Raw genomic sequence first — 13,270 nt, forward strand, 5'->3', positions numbered from 1 at the left:
CCTGGTCGTCTGAGGTTCATCTTATGTGGGGTTTTGGCCGTAGCCTTGCCGGATTGGTGGCCGTAGTCTTGCCGGATTGCGGGTCATCCCATGCGGATGTTTTAGCTATAGCGCTGTTGGAGTCAGAAAACCTGGTAAGCAGTAGTGCTGAATCGAACAAATACAAGATGCGTCTGGCGACCTAATGTAGATAGACCCGGATATAGTAAATGGCTCCAATAAATCGGAATCTATTGGAGCCATAACTAGTAGTATGCGCTCTTAGAGACTGCGCAGTACCGAGACGACCTTACCCATAATAGAGGCGTGATCACCGAAGATCGGCTCGTACTGAGAGTTGCGGGGCATCAGCCAGGTGTGACCTTCAATCTGACGGAAGACCTTCACGGTGGCTTCATCATCAAGCAGTGCAGCGACAATATCGCCGTTATCTGCAGTGTGCTGTTCGCGCACTACAACCCAGTCACCGTCGCAAATGGCGGCGTCTTGCATAGAATCGCCCTTGACGCGCAGCATGAAGACCTTGCCGCTACCGACCAGCTGGCGCGGCAGAGAGATCACATCTTCTACGGACTGCTCAGCGGTAATAGGACCACCTGCTGCAATCTGACCGACCAGGGGCACGGGTACCAGGTCTTCGTCATTGACCTCAAAGGTGGGCAGAATGGGCAGCTCGGGGTTGCGGCTCTGCGCATCCGCATCCAGGATTTCAATGGCGCGCGGTAGCTTGGGGTCGCGGCGAATATAGCCCATTTTCTCCAGTCGACCCAGCTGGTGGGTAACGGAGGAGAGGGACGCCAGGCCTACCAAATCGCCAATCTGACGCATGGAGGGCGGGTATCCTTTGACCTCGATTTCGTGCTGGATGGCGTCGAGGATTTTCTGCTGACGTCCGGTTAGCGGGGGTCGGGTGCTCATAGTGCCTTCTTTCCTTACTGCTACGCCGTCGTGGCGGCGGGAACGAATGGTGATTCGGGTACGGCTACGAGGGCTTCTGTTTTCAGCATATCCTATCCTGCGCGTAATTCCAAACATCTATTCTATTCGGCGTGTTGCTCAAGCGATGCGACACGCCAGTTGTAATAGAACATGTTTCTAGTGCAGATGTGCTAGACTTTCGTACATACTTCCTGTAAAGTGGTGTATCCATCCGGGATTTACCCGAAAAATAACTGAATTTTTTCGAAGATGCTTCGAATACTCGCCCGCAAGGCTTCTGTTCGAACATTGACGAAAACCCAGCAAATCTGCCTCATAAGTTCTAGATTGTTCGATATAGAACTTTCGATATAGAACATTCGAAGCGGCGGATTGCCCACACACTTCACCGACTTCAATCACGATTAAGGAGCTAGATAATGACCACTCAGGTACATTCTCTTCAGCACTCGACTATCCCGGCGGGTCTGCAGGTTATTAGCCCTGCCCGTGCCGCCCGTTCTTCTGTTTCTCCCCGCCCCGCTGTGCCCGCGCGTACTCAGCCGCTCAAGAGCGCATCCGCCGCTCCCATTGCGGCCTCGTCCCTTCCCTCGCCTTTTAAGCGCGTGCAGCAGGTAGCTGTAGCCCGCGAGGATGCACAGCGCGTAGCGCCCAAGCCCGCTCGGGCAGCTGGACTATCTGCTCGTCTGTCCTGCGCATTCAAACCTGTACGTGGCGCGTGGTCTCGCACTCGCGAATATTTGGCGGCGCACCGCGCAATCCGTCTTGGCGTGCCCGCTCTGGCAGTTGCTCTGCTGCTATTGGTTGGTGGTTTTGCTCTGGGCGCTAGCACTCGCGCGCAGGCTGATGGTACCGAACATGAGGCGACCACTCGCGTCATTACGGTACGTGCAGGTCAGAGCCTGTGGGATATTGCGCGTGATGTGGATTCTCAGCGTGATACTCGCGAGGTGGTGCATCAGATTGAGCGCATGAATAATGTCTCCGCATCTAATCTGCGGGCGGGTCAGCGTTTGGAAGTGCCTATTACTCGCTAAACGGCTGCGCTTCGACTCTGTAGCGCTCTGCCCTAGAGTACTCATGGGGTAGTCTAGAGGTATTGTTAGACCCCTATACTCGCTGTCTTTTGCGCTTTTCTGCTGTGTGAACTGCACGTATAGGAATCAGCACCACGATCGAGGTTTCTATGTCTGTATCTCCCTCCTGCGCCCTTATTTCTCTGGATAGGGAAGGCTCCGAGCCGCACGAGTCACTCAATGCTTTGCGTATCTTTTTGCAAGAGCAGGGTGTGCGTGTGCTGGATAATCCGAGTCCGCAGCAGAGTCTGGACGCCGACATGATGATTCTTGCCGGTGTATCCGACCCTGTGGAATGCTATGAGCGTCTGACAGCCCTGGACTATGAGCGTATTGTGGGCCGTCGTGTTGCCGGTTCCCGCCCTGTGCTGGGGGTGCAGCACGCAGGGTATACCTTCTTTGACGAGCTCTATCGTGATGCACCCGGAATGGGTGGTATCAGTGTTGCCGGTATGGGGGAGTGGCCCGGGTTTGTGGAACCTGTTCTGGCGACAGTACATGATGACTATGCTCTCCTGGCTGAAGAACGTGATGCTTCTTCTCATATGCCAGTTGAAGGGTATGTTGCTCCTGTGGTGAGCGGACCCGATAACTACGGCCGTAACTTTGCTATTGTTGCCTGGGAGTTCGATCAGAGTATCGAATCGATGCTTCCTCCGCAGGTCAGCTGGGTTCAAGTGCAGGAGGAAGAACAGGAAGCAAACGGGCGGGAGATAAAAATCGTGGCGGTGGAAAACGGTCCGCTCAGTGCCCTCTTTGCTGCCCCTGTTGCAACGGAGGCAGCCCGCGCCTTTATGACCTCCTGGTTGGGTGCTGTGCGCGCTACCGGGCGTATCTAAAGTACCTGTACCTAAAAGTTAGGAAGAAGCCAATGAAGACTCTTGAACTCTTGCCCGCTGTTGATATTGCGCAGGGCTATGCGGTGCGCCCCGTGGCGGGTAACCTCGACCCCGAAAGTGCCCGCCTGGACCCGGTACAGGCGGCCCTGGACTGGGTCACAGCAGGTACCCGCTGGATTCACCTGGTCGACCTTGATCTCGCCTACGGTCGCGGCACGAATACCCTCGTGCTTGCCGAGGTTATTCGAGCCGTGCGTGAGCAAAACCCGCAGGTTAAGATTCAGGTGAGCGGTGGTATTAAGAACCAGCAGGCTCTGGACATTGCCCTGAGTCTTGCTCCTGACCGTATTAATGTCACCAGCGCTGCCCTTGCCGACCCCGAGTGGTTGAGCGGCATCCTATCTGAGCACGGTAAGCTGCTGGCTCTGGGGCTGGATGCCCGCTGGGATGAGAACATCGCACAATATCGTGCGGTAGCTCGCGGCACCGATTGGCAGGGTGGAACTCTGCAAGAGACCATGGCCTGGCTTAATGACCAGCAGGTTCATCGCTATATTGTCACCGATGTGAGCCGTGACGGTGCCCTGAGCGGTACCGGCTTTGAGCTACTCAGTGCGGTAGCTCAGCATACGAGCGCGCCTCTAGTGGCTTCCGGTGGCGTTGCCTCCCTTGAAGAGATTGAGCGTCTGCGAGAGCTTGAGAATGTTGAGGGTCTGGTCTTGGGTAAGGCACTTTATGCCGGTCGCTTTAGCCTGCAGCAGGCTCTGGGGGCCGCGGGTTTTTAGAGCGAACCCGATTCTATAAGCACATACAAAAGCCCGCGTGTCCACTCGGTACACGAGCGAAACACGCGGGCTGGTAAAAATATCTAAAAGAATAGAGTATTAGGCGTAGACCGGACCGGTGAACTTCTCACCCGGGCCCTTGCCGGGCTCATCGGGAACGTCGGATGCCTCGCGGAATGCCAGCTGCAGGGTGCGCAGGCCGTCGCGCAGGGGAGCGGCGTGGTGCGAACCGATTTCGGGTGCCGCTGCGGTAACAAAACCAGCCAGTGCGGTGATCAGCTTACGTGCCTCATCCAGATCCTTGACGTCTTCGGCGTCATCCTCTGCAGCCAGGCCGCACTTGACGGCTGCTGCACTCATCAGGTGCACTGCAGCGGAGGCAATAATTTCCACGGCAGACACCTCGGCGATATCGCGCATCTGCTCGTTAACAGCGTCGATTTCTGCCTGGCTCAGGTCGGTATGTCCGTGGACGGGGGTTCCTTCATTCGCGGTGTAGCGGAAGTTGTTTTTGTTGCTCATGCTTATAGAATCTCATATTCGGGCTCGTGATGGCGTATCAGGATTTCCTAAATTTCTGCCATTTTCTGCGATGTCCTTGAGTTGTGCTTCTTTAAGCGCTAAACTAGGGTAGTTTACAAGTGGAGTTATCCCACCTTGCGACCGGATAGGTTGCCGGGTTTTCATGCGGTTCTATCCCGCCCGGGTAGGACTGTATGTTAGTAGCCTTCGCTTGTAATACCGCGGGGGCTTTTTTAGTGCCCGCAACGGATAACATTCACGGGGAAACCCACAGAGTATCAGGAGCTAGTCATTAGCGAACCGCGCATTAACGATCGTATCCGCGTTCCAGAAGTCCGACTTGTCGGCCCCGGCGGCGAGCAGGTAGGTGTTGTACCTTTGGCTGACGCACTGCGTCTGGCTGAGGATGCAGAACTCGACCTGGTTGAAGTTGCCCCGAACGCGAAACCGCCCGTATGCAAGCTCATGGACTACGGTAAGTACAAGTACGAAGCCGCAGTTAAGGCTCGTGAATCCCGCAAGAAGCAGGTTAACGCCGTTCTGAAGGAAATCCGTTTCCGTCTGAAGATTGATACCCATGACTACGAAACCAAGGTTGGTCACGCTCGTCGTTTCCTCACCGGTGGTGACAAGGTCAAGGCAATGATTCAGTTCCGTGGTCGTGAACAGCAGCGCCCCGAGATGGGTGTGCGCCTGCTCGAGCGTTTGGCCGAAGAACTGCAGGATGTCAGCTCGGTTGAGTCGCGTCCTCGTCAGGATGGCCGTAACATGGTGATGGTTTTGGCTCCGCTTCGCGGCAAGGCTGAAGTTCGCCGTGGTCAGAGCTCGGGCGGCCGCAAGGGTCGCGAGCGTATTGACACGACCCAGGCGCAGCCCGTGACTAATTCTCTTGCCGACGCAATGCCGGCAGAGCTGAAGGCACAGGCTTCCGCCGAGTAGGGAACCGCCTGGAACGGCTCGCACAGAGCCTCGGTTCCGCGCCCAACGCCTCCTGCATAAGGCGGCGTCAGGTGCCAACCCTATTGTCCTGGGAAGGGGTACCCCTTCCTTAAACGTGACTCGCCCCGGACAGCCCTCTATGGTGTTGTGAGGGTGCGGGCTGATTGTAAGGAGAACGGCAGCTATGCCGAAGCAGAAGACCCACTCTGGTGCTAAGAAGCGCTTCAAGCTCACCGGTAGCGGCAAGGTTAAGCGCCAGCAGGCGAACCGCCGCCACTACCTGGAGCACAAGTCCTCTCGTCTGACCCGTCGTCTGGCTTCCGACCAGATCGTTACCGGCGGCCAGGCAAAGGTTGTCAAGAAGATGCTGGGTAAGTAAGCTTAGCTTACTTTTTCGCCTAGAGAAGCGGGCGTATCCCGCATTATTAAAGACTCGCTCCTGCACAGTGATTCAGCTGTGTAGGACATAAGACGAAGGAGACACACGTGGCACGTGTGAAGCGCGCGGTTAACGCGCACAAGAAGCGCCGTACTATTCTCGATCGTGCATCCGGCTACCGCGGTCAGCGTTCTCGCCTGTACCGTAAGGCTAAGGAGCAGGTCACCCATTCGCTCGTTTACAGCTACGACCACCGTCGTAAGAAGAAGGGCGATTTCCGTCGCCTGTGGATTCAGCGTATCAACGCTGCTTCCCGCGCTCAGGGCCTGACCTACAACCGTTTCATCCAGGGTCTGAAGGCTGCTGGTGTTGAGGTTGACCGTCGTATGCTGGCTGAGCTGGCTGTGAACGAACCGGCTGCGTTCAACGCTCTGGTTGAGATTGCTAAGAACAACCTGCCCGAGGACACCTCGGCTCCCAAGGCTTAATTGCTGAGGGTGAGTTTTTAGCTCACGAGCACTTGAGGCGTCGTGCACTGCATTTATGCGGGGCGCGGCGCTTTTTGCATACCCGCTACCCCGCCGAAACAGTGCACGGCTGAAGGGAACAGGGTACGCTTAAGGGGTGAGTTTTTTTGATCGTATTTCTTCCCCCGTCATTATGTCGAACCCGCAGGCTGACCGCGTGCGCGATATTGCTAAGCTGCGCGGCCGTTCGGCACGCACTAAACGCGGCCAGTTCCTGGTAGAGGGCCCGCAGGCTGTGCGCGAGGCGCTCAAGGCGCACCTGGTTAAGCCCGTGCTGGACGCCGTGTACATTACCGAGGCAGCCTATGACCGCCACGAGGATATTGTGGAGCTGCTCGAGCAGGTGCACGGTACCCCCACCCCCGAGCCGGGGCGCCGTGTGTTTATGCGCGTGGTGACCGACGAAGTGCTGGCTGCCATGGCGGATGCTGTCACCCCGCAGGGCATTATTGCGGTGTCCTTTATGGTGGATTCGAGCCTGGATATTCTCTGGGGTGAGAATGCGATGAACCCGCGCCTGGTCGCTGTGCTTTCTCGCGTGCAGGACCCTGGCAACGCGGGTACGATTTTGCGTGTTGCCGATGCCGCCGGCGCCGATCTGGTGGTGCTGACCAAGGGTTCGGTGGACGTGTACAACCCCAAGACTGTGCGCTCTACCGCCGGTTCGATTTTCCACCTGCCCATTGTTCAGGGTATTGAGCTGGAGGATTTCGCCGAGGACGCTAAGGCTCAGGGCACCACGGTGCTGGCTGCTGATGGTTACGGTAGCGTGGATGTGCAGCAGCTGGTTTCTCATGCGGCGGCGCTGCGTGCCGGTGTTGAGGCGCAGAAGCCCGCCGGTGTGAAGGGCTCCTTTGACCTGTCGAAGCCGACCATGTGGCTTTTCGGTAATGAGGCTCAGGGCCTGAATGCTGAGGAGAAGGCAGCGGCTTCTATGCGTGTGGCGGTGCCGGTGTACGGTTCTGCTGAGTCGCTGAATGTTGGTACGGCGGCGGCTGTGTGCCTGTATGCTTCGGCGATGGCTCAGCGAGGCTAGTACGGCTCCTCGTTCGAGGGCTATCCGCTAGCAAGTCAGAGACTCTGATTACACTCTCATGTGTACTTCGGGGATAGACTCTCATACGATACGTCCCCGCATATTCAAGAAAGAGATACATGACCAATCATCAACCTTCCGGTGATAACACCGAGCAGGTACAGACTGCCGAAGCACACGGCGGTCACGGCCACGGCAGCGGCGCAATCATCGCAGCCCTGGGCGCAAACCTGGGCATCGCGGCGCTGAAGTTCATTGCCTACGCCCTGACCCGCTCCTCCTCCATGCTTGCTGAAGGCATTCACTCCGTGGCGGACTCCGGCAACCAGGTGCTGCTGCTTGTGGGCGGTAAAGCAGCCCAAAAAGACGCCGACGCCGAGCACCCCTTCGGCTACGGCCGCAACCGCTACTTCTACGCCTTCGTGGTCTCCATTATTATCTTCGCCCTCGGCGGCCTCTTTGCCCTGTACGAAGGTATCGAAAAATGGCAGCACCCGCACGGGATTGACTCCTGGGCGTGGGTGCCGGTCGCGGTGTTGGTCGGCTCGATCCTGCTGGAAGGCAACTCCTTCCGCGTGGCGGTCAAAGAATCCAAGCCCCTCAAGGGTAACCAATCCTGGTGGCGATTCCTGCGAACCTCCAAGAATCCGGAACTGCCCGTGCTGCTGCTAGAAGACGCCGGTGCGCTGCTCGGTCTGATTCTGGCGCTCATTGGTGTGGGCATGACCCTGATCACCGGTGACGGGCGTTGGGATGCCGCCGGTACCATGGCAATCGGTGTGCTGCTGGTCGCCATCGCGGGCTTCCTCGCGGTAGAAATCAAATCTCTGCTCATCGGTGAAGCAGCATCCACCGAGGATTTGGCAAAGATTCGCGCAGCCTTGCAGAACGGTGATGCAGGTCGAATTATTCACCTCAAGACCGTGCACCTGGGGCCGGAAGAAATCCTGGTCGCCGCGAAAATCCGCATATCCGATAGCGCCACCGGCCTGGCTGTCGCACGCGAAATTGACGAGGCGGAGGTGCGCATCCGCGCCGCTGTCCCGGCAGCTCGCGTCATCTACCTGGAACCGGACGTATTCGACCCGGAGCGCGACGAAGCTAAAGAATTCGAGCGCTAAGCAGTGGCTCGAATAGAGATACTCATAAGGGGCGGGGAAAGAATAACTCTTTCCCCGCCCCTTCTCGCTTAATTAGCAGAACAGTCAAGAGCCCCGTACGGAAAGCCGATGCGGGCGTATGATAGAACAGCACCACACAGATACCGGAAACAACCCAGAGCCAGAACCAAGCGCAGCAGTGACACCTTCGCCGTGGAACTCTCTCAAGGCGAGCTCATGACCATTGTGCGCAGCGACGGCAGTATGAAACGCTACCGAATCCCCGGCACCATTAGCGAAGAAAGCAAATAATGACCCAATACCCCGTACAAGTTGTTGGAGCAGCTATCCTCGATTCCCTGACGAGTCCCACCCGGCTGCTCATTGCTCAGCGTAGCGCGCCCGAGGCACTGGCTGGGCTCTGGGAATTTCCCGGAGGTAAAGTCGAACCCGGCGAATCTGCCCATGAGGCTCTGGCTCGTGAGCTTTATGAAGAGCTTGGTGTGACAGTGCGAATCGGTACCGAGTTGCTTACAGATCATCCTCAAGGCTGGGTACTCAATGACAAAGCAGCCATGCGAGTATTCTGCACTGAAATCATCGACGGTGAAGCTGAAACACTGGAAGATCATTCACAGCTGCTCTGGATGGATCTATCTGACCCTGAGGCAATCCTTGAGATGCCCTGGATCCCTGCTGATTTCCCTATTGTCCGAGCACTCCTAACTCATCTCTCTTCCTAAAACATCCTATGCGGAGTATTAGATCCATTTCGCGTCGCGAATAGTATTTTTCCTCGCGAATTATGCCGAACCCCGCACTACTATCAACTCTAAAAATGCGTACTAGATATGTGCGGGGCCGGCATTGTTTGAGCACCCGTGAAGTTTCATTGCTTGCCGTAGCCTTGCCGGATAGCCAGCCGCAACCTTGCCGGATTGCTCATAGAAGCATTAGTTCAGAATCATTATGAATGAGCAGCTATCTTTTGCTATCGAGACTCCGACTCGATCGTATACACAGGGTAGTGAATTTACACGCCACATGTGTGGACAGCACAAAAGTTAAAGACACTCTGTCGGTATATTTATTAGCCTAAACATTATTGCCACTAAGTCTATCTAGTAAAATCACTTAGCATGTGCTCAGTACCACAACAATATACCTGCGGGTCTGAACTAACTATCACCTATTCTAGATATAAGGATATTATTAATAATCACCTGAAAGACACACATGAGCGAACAATTTTGGGGCGTCTTCCTAGGCAGCTCCCTCATGGGTCTGCGCGAGGGTCTTGAAGTCGGTCTAGTGGTCGGCATTCTCCTTGCGTATATCCGCAAAACCAACCGCACCCACCTGATCCCGAAGATCTGGATGGGTGTAGGCGCAGCTATTATTGTCTCCCTGGCGTTTGGTGCGCTGCTGACTTTCGGCACGGAGACCCTGACCCAGCAGGCGCAGGAAGCCATCGGTGGCGGCCTGTCCATTATCGCTGTGGGTTTCGTGACCTGGATGATTTTCTGGATGGCTGAAAACGCCCGCCAACTCTCCGGCGAATTGAAGGATAAGCTCGATACCGCCGCTCAGACCAGCTCCTTGGCTGTGGTTCTGCTAGCGACTCTCTCGGTGGGTCGCGAGGGTCTGGAAACCACCATGTTCCTGTGGAGTTTGACTCGCGGTGCGGGCGCCGGTAACTGGGCGCCTTTGGCGGGTGCGTTTACCGGTATTGCGGTGGCTGTGCTGCTGGTGTGGCTCATGTTGCGCGGCGCGATGAAGCTGAACCTGAATAAGTTCTTCACCTACACCGGCGCCTTCCTGGTCTTTATTGCTGCCGGTGTGCTGGCGTACGGTATCCACGATTTGCAGGAGGCTATGCTCCTGCCGGGTATTGAATCCATCGCCTATTCGCCGGGTATTTTCTTCGGCCAGTTTGGCGATTTTGGTTCCTTCATGATGTACCTGCTGCACGGCATGTTCGGTCTGTCTCCGCAGACCACCTGGCTTGAGGCTATTATCTGGTGGCTGTACGTGGTTATTGTCATGTACTTCTTCCTGAAGGCTCAGGGCGTGCTGAGTAAGAAACCCGCTAAGAGTGCTGTTGCCGCCAAGCCTACCTCCAAAAACTAGCTTCTGCCCTCAGAGCAGGAGCATCGGCGGGGACATAGCTTCCGGCATTCTCCGCCCCCATGATCCATATCCATAAGTTTTATCCCCTCTAGATAAAGGACACAAACATGCGTAAGTCCCTGTACTCCGCTGGCGCGCTGCTCTCCCTGAGCGCACTGGTTCTGAGCGGTTGCACCCCCAACACCGCGAACAACGCCTCCGGCACCTCCGCCGACGGCTCGATTACCGTGACCGCATCCGACACCGAATGCAAGGTGGGTGCTAGCGAGGTCAAGGCCGGCAAGGTTACCTTCAAGGTCACCAATAACGGCACCAAGGTCAACGAGTTCTACGTGCTGGCTAAGGACGGGCTGCGCATTATTTCCGAGGTTGAGAACATTGCACCGGGTCTGTCGCGCGATCTGACCGTTGAGCTGGCTGAGGGTGAGTACACCACCGCATGCAAGCCCGGCATGGTGGGCGACGGTATCCGCGGCTCCTTCAAGGTGACCGCTAACCCGGACGCTAAGCCCATTGCAGCGGATGAGCAGGCTCTGCGTGACCAGGCTGTCACCCAGTACACCGCGTACGTGAAGGACCAGACCGAGCAGCTGGTGACCAAGACCGAGGCTTTCGCTCAGCTGGTTATTGACGGCAAGGATGAAGAGGCGCGCAAGGCATACGCACCGGCTCGCCTGCACTACGAGCGCATTGAGCCCGTGGCTGAGTCCTTCGGCGATCTGGACCCCGCGCTGGATGCCCGCGAGGCAGACCTGGAGCAGGGCCAGGAATGGACCGGCTGGCACAAGCTGGAGAAGGACCTGTGGAAGCCTTCCGCTGCTGAGAACGACGGCAAGGAATACAAGGCTCTGACCAAGGAAGAGCGTAAGAAGCTGGCTGAAAAGCTGGTGGAAGACACTAAGAAGCTCAACGAGGAAGTTCACGCCGACAACTTCAAGCTGGACGTTTCCGCTATTGCTAACGGCTCTAAGAGCCTGCTGGATGAGGTCGTCAAGACCAAGATTACCGGTGAGGAAGAGGCATGGTCTCACACCGACCTGCTGGACTTCCAGGGCAATATTGAGGGCGCTCGCGTGGCATTTGAGGATGTCCGCCCGCTGCTGGAGAAGAAGAACCCCGACCTGGCTAAGGAACTCGACAAGAAGTTCAAGGCTGTTGAGACCGAGCTGGCTAAGTACAAGTCCGGCGAGACCTACAAGTTCTACAATGAGCTGAGCAAGGACCAGGTCCGCGCTCTGTCTGACTCTGTGGACGCTCTCTCCGAGCCCCTGTCCAAGCTGGCTGATGCTGTTCTGAGCTAAGCTTGTGAGGCTCTAAAGTATAGGGCTCCCACCCTATACCCCTCATACACCCCGCCCACCCGGCTGGAAAATTCCCGCGGATTCTTCCCGCACGAGTGGTTTTCCCTTACCCGGATGGGCGGGGTGCTGTTATGTTAGATATAGCACCGATTTACCTCAATCCCAACCATCACACATGAGGACTTCCAATGACTGAGAACGAAAAGAACCCCGGCCCGCCCAGCGTATACGCCAAGGAACCGGTGAGCGCTACCCGCCGCGCGGCCCTGGCGGGCGCCGGTGTAGCCGGTGTTGCCCTGGCAGCTTTTGGCGCCGCAGCGACCTATAATGCTGCTGAGCACAAAGAGAGCACGCCCACCTCCCTCACCGGTAAGGACGCCGTGCCTTTCTTCGGCGAGCACCAACCCGGTATTACCACCGAGGTACAGGACCGCATGCACTTTGCCGCCTTCAAACTGACCACCACCGACCCGGATGAGGTCAAGTCTCTGCTGAAGAAGTGGACTGAGGCAGCACGTAAGCTCATGGCAGGCGAACTAATCGGCGAAGTAACCTCCCAGGAGGCACCACCCAAGGACACCGGCGAGGCTCAGGATCTCTCCGCAGCTCATCTGACCCTGACCTTCGGCTTTGGCCGTTCCTTCTTCGTGGATGAAAAGGGCAAGGATCGTTTTGGCTTCAAATCCAAGATGCCTGAGGCTCTCATTGAGATCCCGAAAATGACCGGCGATATGCTCGAGGCAGCCCGCAGCGGTGGTGATCTGTGCATTCAGGCGTGCGCGGATGACCCGCAGGTGGCGGTGCACGCCATCCGCAATCTGACCCGCATTGCTTTCGGTACCGCAACCATTGCCTGGAGCCAACTGGGCTTTGGTCGTACCGCCTCTACCTCGCAGAAGCAGGTGACCGCCCGCAATCTCTTCGGTTTCAAAGACGGCACCAATAACTTGAAGGTTGAGGACCCGGAGCTGCTGACCAAGCATGTGTGGGCAACGGCGCAGAATTCGCCCGGTCACAAGGAATGGATGACCGGCGGCTCCTATCTGGCAACCCGCCGTATCCGCATGATTATTGAGACCTGGGACCGTGCACCCCTGCGCGAGCAGGAGGATATTGTGGGTCGCACCAAGATTGAGGGCGCGCCCCTATCAGGCGGCACCGAGTTCACCACCCCCGATTTTGGTATGCAGGGTCGTAAGGGTCCGATTATTCCGACGGATTCCCATATGCGCCTGATGCACCCGGATCAGAATAATGGTGTGCAGATGCTGCGCCGCGGCTATAACTACACTGACGGCACTGACGGCATGGGGCATCTGGATGCGGGTCTGTTCTTTATTGCCTATGTGTGCGATCCGCGCACCCATTTCGTGCCGCTACTTTCTGCTATAACCAAGTCGGATGCTATGGCTGAGTATCTGCGTCACACCGGTAATGCGCTCTTTGCGGTGCCTCCGGGAGTTAAGGACGCTAATGATTTTATTGGCTCCGGTCTGTGGGAGAAGTAGTCTCTAGCCTGCCGGGATAGCCTGAGGCAGTCCAAGAGATGACCGGGTGCGAGGGATACATAAATCTGTATCCCTCGCCCCCTCTTTTTATGCCTAAGACGGGTATTTTTGCCGAGTCTGACGCTTTGAGAGCTGTAACTTGACACTCCCGTATCAGGCGATAGTATTGAGTTAAACATCACATGCTAT

15 protein-coding genes are annotated in these 13,270 nt (G+C 56.6%); 13 read left to right on the forward strand and 2 right to left on the reverse strand.

What is annotated here, in order from left to right; all coding sequences use genetic code 11:
* A partial coding sequence (locus tag Q4P78_RS08380) for a hypothetical protein (RefSeq protein ID WP_303339928.1) occupies window positions 1-185 on the forward strand: 185 nt, incomplete at its 5' end.
* 76 nt (window positions 186-261) lie between these two features.
* On the opposite strand, the gene lexA is transcribed toward Q4P78_RS08380, so the two are convergent.
* The gene (gene lexA / locus Q4P78_RS08385; protein ID WP_303339929.1) at window positions 262-918 is read right to left on the reverse strand and encodes a transcriptional repressor LexA; all 657 of its coding nucleotides are present in this window, start codon (window positions 916-918) and stop codon (window positions 262-264) included.
* A gap of 440 nt (window positions 919-1,358) precedes the next feature.
* Here lexA and Q4P78_RS08390 point away from each other — a divergent pair, with 440 nt between their 5' ends.
* The 3 genes from Q4P78_RS08390 (at window position 1,359) to Q4P78_RS08400 (ending at window position 3,639) form a co-directional block, all read left to right on the forward strand.
* The gene (locus Q4P78_RS08390) at window positions 1,359-1,976 is read left to right on the forward strand and encodes a LysM peptidoglycan-binding domain-containing protein (protein WP_303339930.1); all 618 of its coding nucleotides are present in this window, start codon (window positions 1,359-1,361) and stop codon (window positions 1,974-1,976) included.
* A 149-nt stretch (window positions 1,977-2,125) separates the two neighbouring features.
* Window positions 2,126-2,854: a hypothetical protein gene (locus Q4P78_RS08395; protein ID WP_303339931.1), complete on the forward strand. Its 729-nt coding sequence runs from the start codon at window positions 2,126-2,128 to the stop codon at window positions 2,852-2,854.
* A gap of 32 nt (window positions 2,855-2,886) precedes the next feature.
* Window positions 2,887-3,639 carry a HisA/HisF-related TIM barrel protein gene (locus Q4P78_RS08400; RefSeq protein WP_303339932.1) on the forward strand — a complete coding sequence of 251 codons (753 nt, stop codon included), beginning with the start codon at window positions 2,887-2,889 and terminating at the stop codon, window positions 3,637-3,639.
* Window positions 3,640-3,738: 99 nt separating this feature from the next.
* Here Q4P78_RS08400 and Q4P78_RS08405 read toward each other — a convergent pair whose 3' ends face one another.
* Window positions 3,739-4,161 carry a DUF1844 domain-containing protein gene (locus tag Q4P78_RS08405; protein ID WP_303339933.1) on the reverse strand — a complete coding sequence of 141 codons (423 nt, stop codon included), beginning with the start codon at window positions 4,159-4,161 and terminating at the stop codon, window positions 3,739-3,741.
* Between the two features lie 318 nt (window positions 4,162-4,479).
* Here Q4P78_RS08405 and infC point away from each other — a divergent pair, with 318 nt between their 5' ends.
* From infC to efeB, 9 genes are all read left to right on the forward strand, one after another.
* Window positions 4,480-5,100, forward strand: coding sequence for a translation initiation factor IF-3 (infC, locus tag Q4P78_RS08410; RefSeq protein ID WP_303339950.1), 621 nt, complete (start codon window positions 4,480-4,482; stop codon window positions 5,098-5,100).
* 184 nt (window positions 5,101-5,284) lie between these two features.
* On the forward strand, window positions 5,285-5,479 hold the full coding sequence (gene rpmI / locus Q4P78_RS08415; protein WP_004006287.1) for a 50S ribosomal protein L35: 195 nt from the start codon (window positions 5,285-5,287) through the stop codon (window positions 5,477-5,479).
* A 107-nt stretch (window positions 5,480-5,586) separates the two neighbouring features.
* Complete coding sequence (gene rplT, locus Q4P78_RS08420; protein WP_005507127.1) at window positions 5,587-5,967, forward strand: 50S ribosomal protein L20; 381 nt, start codon at window positions 5,587-5,589, stop codon at window positions 5,965-5,967.
* A 172-nt stretch (window positions 5,968-6,139) separates the two neighbouring features.
* Window positions 6,140-7,042: an RNA methyltransferase gene (locus tag Q4P78_RS08425; protein WP_303339951.1), complete on the forward strand. Its 903-nt coding sequence runs from the start codon at window positions 6,140-6,142 to the stop codon at window positions 7,040-7,042.
* A gap of 119 nt (window positions 7,043-7,161) precedes the next feature.
* Window positions 7,162-8,163 carry a cation diffusion facilitator family transporter gene (locus Q4P78_RS08430; RefSeq protein ID WP_303339934.1) on the forward strand — a complete coding sequence of 334 codons (1,002 nt, stop codon included), beginning with the start codon at window positions 7,162-7,164 and terminating at the stop codon, window positions 8,161-8,163.
* A 290-nt stretch (window positions 8,164-8,453) separates the two neighbouring features.
* Entirely contained in the window at window positions 8,454-8,885 is a 432-nt protein-coding gene (locus Q4P78_RS08435) for a (deoxy)nucleoside triphosphate pyrophosphohydrolase (protein ID WP_303339935.1), read from the forward strand.
* A 493-nt stretch (window positions 8,886-9,378) separates the two neighbouring features.
* Window positions 9,379-10,272 carry an iron uptake transporter permease EfeU gene (gene efeU / locus Q4P78_RS08440; protein WP_303339936.1) on the forward strand — a complete coding sequence of 298 codons (894 nt, stop codon included), beginning with the start codon at window positions 9,379-9,381 and terminating at the stop codon, window positions 10,270-10,272.
* 107 nt (window positions 10,273-10,379) lie between these two features.
* The gene (efeO, locus tag Q4P78_RS08445) at window positions 10,380-11,573 is read left to right on the forward strand and encodes an iron uptake system protein EfeO (RefSeq protein ID WP_303339937.1); all 1,194 of its coding nucleotides are present in this window, start codon (window positions 10,380-10,382) and stop codon (window positions 11,571-11,573) included.
* A 188-nt stretch (window positions 11,574-11,761) separates the two neighbouring features.
* Window positions 11,762-13,081 (forward strand): iron uptake transporter deferrochelatase/peroxidase subunit, encoded by a 1,320-nt coding sequence (efeB, locus tag Q4P78_RS08450; RefSeq protein ID WP_303339938.1) that lies wholly within the window; start codon window positions 11,762-11,764, stop codon window positions 13,079-13,081.
* Window positions 13,082-13,270: the final 189 nt, after the last annotated feature.

This window comes from Rothia sp. (in: high G+C Gram-positive bacteria) (assembly GCF_030540545.1).
In the GTDB taxonomy this organism is placed as follows: domain Bacteria; phylum Actinomycetota; class Actinomycetes; order Actinomycetales; family Micrococcaceae; genus Rothia.

Bases quoted from the DNA above. Each gene is read 5' to 3' on its own strand.
- lexA (WP_303339929.1), bottom strand. From the start codon at position 918: ATGAGCACCCGACCCCCGCTAACCGGACGTCAGCAGAAAATCCTCGAC.
- Q4P78_RS08390 (WP_303339930.1), top strand. From the start codon at position 1,359: ATGACCACTCAGGTACATTCTCTTCAGCACTCGACTATCCCGGCGGGT.
- Q4P78_RS08395 (WP_303339931.1), top strand. From the start codon at position 2,126: ATGTCTGTATCTCCCTCCTGCGCCCTTATTTCTCTGGATAGGGAAGGC.
- Q4P78_RS08400 (WP_303339932.1), top strand. From the start codon at position 2,887: ATGAAGACTCTTGAACTCTTGCCCGCTGTTGATATTGCGCAGGGCTAT.
- Q4P78_RS08405 (WP_303339933.1), bottom strand. From the start codon at position 4,161: ATGAGCAACAAAAACAACTTCCGCTACACCGCGAATGAAGGAACCCCC.
- rpmI (WP_004006287.1), top strand. From the start codon at position 5,285: ATGCCGAAGCAGAAGACCCACTCTGGTGCTAAGAAGCGCTTCAAGCTC.
- Q4P78_RS08425 (WP_303339951.1), top strand. From the start codon at position 6,140: ATGTCGAACCCGCAGGCTGACCGCGTGCGCGATATTGCTAAGCTGCGC.
- Q4P78_RS08430 (WP_303339934.1), top strand. From the start codon at position 7,162: ATGACCAATCATCAACCTTCCGGTGATAACACCGAGCAGGTACAGACT.
- Q4P78_RS08435 (WP_303339935.1), top strand. From the start codon at position 8,454: ATGACCCAATACCCCGTACAAGTTGTTGGAGCAGCTATCCTCGATTCC.
- efeU (WP_303339936.1), top strand. From the start codon at position 9,379: ATGAGCGAACAATTTTGGGGCGTCTTCCTAGGCAGCTCCCTCATGGGT.
- efeO (WP_303339937.1), top strand. From the start codon at position 10,380: ATGCGTAAGTCCCTGTACTCCGCTGGCGCGCTGCTCTCCCTGAGCGCA.
- efeB (WP_303339938.1), top strand. From the start codon at position 11,762: ATGACTGAGAACGAAAAGAACCCCGGCCCGCCCAGCGTATACGCCAAG.